Source organism: Collinsella sp. TM06-3 (genome assembly GCF_003436395.1).
Taxonomy (GTDB): Bacteria; Actinomycetota; Coriobacteriia; order Coriobacteriales; family Coriobacteriaceae; genus Collinsella.
Genome location: NZ_QSPG01000015.1, coordinates 1 through 4293 on the forward strand (window position 1 = coordinate 1; position 4293 = coordinate 4293).

The window sequence follows — 4293 nt, forward strand, 5'->3', positions numbered from 1 at the left end:
CCCCGACGGTTGACAAAACTATAGGAACACCCAACGACTACTTTCCTAGAGCATATTCCTTACCATTAGTCAAGCACCATCTGTTTAAACGAAATAGCCTCAACCCGAGCACATTTGTGTCTGTTTAAAACCGGCAATAATGAACAGCGTGCTCAATTCGGTCATGTAAATAGATCAGCTATCAATCCTCAGCAGCAAATCAGCTAAAATACTGGAATGTAATCAGCTTGTAACAAAACAAGACGTTTAAACAAATAATGCTACCTTTTGCAGTTTTTCAAACAATTCTGCTGTATTTGCAGCTATACTCCATAACTGTCGTGTAGGAATTACGTAGACAAAAAGGAGGTTATGTGATGGTAAGTATTGTTCTTGCTAGCCATGGTGACTTGGCGGCTGGAATCAAGCAGACGGGCTCGATGGTCTTTGGCGATCAGCCGTCTGTTGCCGTGGTCTCGCTCGAGCCGAGCATGGGCCCCGACGACTTCCGTGCCAAGGTCGAGGAGGCAATCGCTTCCTTCGAGGACCAGGAGCAGGTGCTCTTCCTCGTTGATCTGTGGGGCGGCACGCCGTTCAATCAGATCAGCGGGCTCATCGAGGGCCACGATTCCTGGGCTATCGTCACCGGTGTCAACCTGCCTATGCTCATCGAGGCATATTCGCAGCGCTTTGACGCAAAGAACACTGCACATGCGATCGCAAAACATCTCGTGACTGAGGCTAAGGCCGGCGTGCGCGTCAAGCCCGAGTCTCTGGAGCCCGAGGAGAAGAAGCCGGCTGCGGCCGCCGCTGCTCCTGCGGGTGCCATTCCTCCGGGAACGGTGATCGGCGACGGGCACATCAAGATCGCCCACGTCCGTATCGACACGCGTCTGCTGCATGGTCAGGTGGCCACCACGTGGACCAAGCAGATCAACCCCAACCGCATCATCGTGGTCTCCGACGGCGTTGCTCACGACGAGCTCCGCAAGACCATGATCGAGCAGGCTGCCCCTCCGGGAGTCCACGCCAACGTCGTGCCTATCAAGAAGATGGCCGAGGTCGTCAAGGACACGCGCTTTGGCGACACCAAGGCGATGCTGCTGTTCGAGAACCCGCAGGATCTGCTCAGGGCCATCGAGGCCGGCGTCGACATCAAGGAAGCCAACATCGGTTCCATGGCCCACTCCAAGGGCAAGGTCGTCGTCACCAACGCTGTCGCCATGGGCGATGACGATGTCAAGACCATCGAGGCTCTCAAGGCCAAGGGCGTCAAGTTCGAGGTCCGCAAGGTTCCTTCGGATTCCTCCGAGGATCTCGACGCCATGTTGAAGAAAGCTAAGGCCGAACTGGCCGCTCAAGCATAGTAAAGGAGGGTCCGATACATGTCTGCAATCACTATTCTGCTTGTTGCGATTGTCGCGTTGCTTGCCGGTATGGAAGGCATTCTGGATGAGTTCCAGTTCCATCAGCCGCTCGTGGCATGCACGCTTATCGGTCTCGTAACCGGTCACCTTCAGGAGGGCATCCTCCTGGGCGGTTCGCTCCAGATGATGGCCCTTGGCTGGGCTAACGTCGGCGCCGCCGTCGCGCCTGACGCCGCTCTGGCCTCGGTCGCTTCTTCGATCATCATGGTGCTCGCCCTCAACGGTGGCGCCACCGATTCGGCCAAGGCCGTTACCGCCGCCATCGCCGTCGCCGTCCCGCTGTCGGTCGCTGGTCTGTTCCTGACCATGATCTGCCGTACCCTGGCTACCGCTATGGTTCACGGCATGGACGCCTGCGCCGAGAAGGGCGACTTCGCCGGCATCGAGCGTTGGCAGTACGCCGGCATCCTCATGCAGGGTGTTCGTATCGCCATCCCGGCAGTACTTCTGTGCATCATCCCGGCCGAGGCCGTTACCAACGCGCTTAACGCTATGCCCGATTGGCTGTCCGGCGGCATGGCCGTCGGCGGCGGCATGGTCGCTTCCGTCGGTTACGCCATGGTCATCAACATGATGGCCACCAAGGAGACCTGGCCGTTCTTCATCCTCGGCTTTGTCCTTGCTGCCATCCCTCAGCTCACGCTGATCGCCCTTGGCCTCATCGGCATCTCCCTTGCCCTCATCTACCTTGGCCTTAAGGATCTGGCCAAGCAGGGTGGCGGCATGGGCGGTGGCTCCGGCGATCCGCTCGGCGACATTCTGAACGATTACGAGTAGGAGGGGAGTGATACATATGGCAGAGAACAAGATTCAGCTCACCAAGGCTGACCGTAAGAAGGTTTGCTTCCGTCATCAGTTCCTTCAGGGCTCGTGGAACTACGAGCGTATGCAGAACGGCGGCTGGTGCTTCGCAATGATCCCTGCGATCAAGAAGCTCTACACCAGCAAGGATGACCAGATTGCCGCTCTTAAGCGCCACCTGGAGTTCTATAACACCCACCCTTATGTTTCCGCCCCCGTCATTGGCGTTACCCTCGCTCTCGAGGAGGAGCGCGCCAACGGTGCTCCGATTGACGACGTCGCCATTCAGGGCGTTAAGGTCGGTATGATGGGCCCGCTCGCCGGCGTCGGCGACCCCGCCTTCTGGTTCACCCTTCGCCCGATTCTGGGCGCACTGGGCGCTTCCCTGGCCCTGTCCGGCAGCATCGCCGGTCCGCTGCTGTTCTTCTTCGCGTGGAACATCATCCGTTACGCCTTCCTGTGGTACACGCAGGAGTTTGGCTACAAGGTCGGCTCCTCCATCGCCAAGGACCTCTCCGGCGGTCTGATGGGCAAGGTCACCGAGGGTGCTTCCATCCTGGGTATGTTCATCATCGGCGCCCTGGTCGAGCGCTGGGTGTCCATCTCCTTCACCCCGGTCGTCTCCAAGGTCACGCAGTCCGCTGGCGCCTATATCGACTGGGCCAACCTGCCCGCCGGTTCTGAGGGCATCAAGCAGGCATTGACGATGTACAGCTCTGTCGGTGCCAACGCACTCGACCCGGTGAAGGTCACCACGCTTCAGGCCAACCTCGATCAGCTCATCCCCGGCCTTGCCGCCGTGTGCCTGACCCTTCTGGTCTGCAAGCTCCTCAAGAAGAAGGTCAGCCCGATCGTCATCATCCTGGCTCTCTTCGCCGTCGGCATCATCGGTCGCGTCTGCGGCTTCATGTAAGCACGCTTCGGCTTAAGACCGAGAGTTGCTAGGCAAGGGCTTTTGAGCCATTGAAACGGACCGCACCCGGTGGGTACACTGGATGCGGTCCGATTGTTTTTATTGGAGGGCGAGGCGCGTATGGCGCAATCTCAGAACAGCACGGTCGATCTGGCAACGCCGGCAACCTGCCTGATGGGGCTTACCAGTCACGGTAACGTGATGGTGGGCAATAAGGCGTTTGAGTACTATAACGAGCGTAATCCCGAGGATTATATCCAAATCCCGTGGGACGAGGTCGACTATATTGCCGCCGAGGTTTTGCGCGGCACCAAGAAGATTACGCGTTTTGCCATCTTTACCAAAGAGAATGGCCACTTTACGTTTTCGACGCGCAATGACAAGGAAACGCTTCGCGCGGTGCGTAAGTACATTGACGAGGACAGGCTCGTTCGTTCGCCCGACTTTATCGATGTGACGGCCAAGGGCGCCAAGAGCATCCCCTCCGTCATCAAAAGCCTCTTCCATAAAGGCGACTAGCTCCCCATAAGTTGTGGTGAAATAGCTCTGATATACGGCTTTAGATGCTTTAGGCAGGAACTATTCCATCGCAACTTCGAAGTCTAGTCATGCGACGTATAGCGATGCAGTAAATCTGCTACACTAGTACAACATGCCTCCGTAGCTCAGGGGATAGAGCACCGCTCTCCTAAAGCGGGTGTCGACGGTTCGAATCCGCCCGGGGGCACCAGAAAAATCGCAGGTCAGGAGTTAATTTTGCTTCTGACCTGTTCTGGTTTTAGGGTTAAGAACTGCTTTTGTTTGTAAATCTGGTAAGTAAATAATTTAACTTACCGAGTTTTCCACTGAAAACAGGAAATCACCATTTTGGGGATAAAAAGTTTTCAACAGCCGTTAGTCGGTTCCATTTTGGTGAAGCGCTTCCTCAATTTGGGTAAAAAATTTCACCATTTTGATGATTCGGCTGCTTTGAGTTTTTGATAAAAACGCCTGTTCAGAAGCTTGCGCTATACCCATTTTGGTGAAACCAATTAATAGAGAAATATACTATAAAAATATAGGGACGGCGATGCCGTCCTCTTCGCTCGCGAAGCTCGCTGCGCGGCCACGTACCGTGTCCTTGCCGCCGGCTAAGCCGTCGATAAAGAATAGGGACAGCGATGCTGTCCCCCC

4 protein-coding genes and 1 tRNA gene are annotated in these 4293 nt (G+C 56.1%); all 5 read left to right on the forward strand.

The window, feature by feature from the left end; translation table 11 throughout:
* Window positions 1–356: 356 nt before the first annotated feature.
* Entirely contained in the window at window positions 357–1346 is a 990-nt protein-coding gene (locus DXD56_RS06930; protein ID WP_089573275.1) for a PTS sugar transporter subunit IIB, read from the forward strand.
* An 18-nt stretch (window positions 1347–1364) separates the two neighbouring features.
* Window positions 1365–2183 carry a PTS mannose/fructose/sorbose transporter subunit IIC gene (locus DXD56_RS06935; protein WP_089573274.1) on the forward strand — a complete coding sequence of 273 codons (819 nt, stop codon included), beginning with the start codon at window positions 1365–1367 and terminating at the stop codon, window positions 2181–2183.
* A 16-nt stretch (window positions 2184–2199) separates the two neighbouring features.
* Window positions 2200–3120, forward strand: a complete 921-nt coding sequence (locus DXD56_RS06940) for a PTS system mannose/fructose/sorbose family transporter subunit IID (RefSeq protein ID WP_117564942.1) — start codon at window positions 2200–2202, stop codon at window positions 3118–3120.
* A gap of 120 nt (window positions 3121–3240) precedes the next feature.
* Window positions 3241–3639 (forward strand): DUF956 family protein, encoded by a 399-nt coding sequence (locus tag DXD56_RS06945; RefSeq protein ID WP_117640690.1) that lies wholly within the window; start codon window positions 3241–3243, stop codon window positions 3637–3639.
* A gap of 135 nt (window positions 3640–3774) precedes the next feature.
* Window positions 3775–3850: transfer RNA gene (locus DXD56_RS06950), tRNA-Arg, on the forward strand.
* Window positions 3851–4293: the final 443 nt, after the last annotated feature.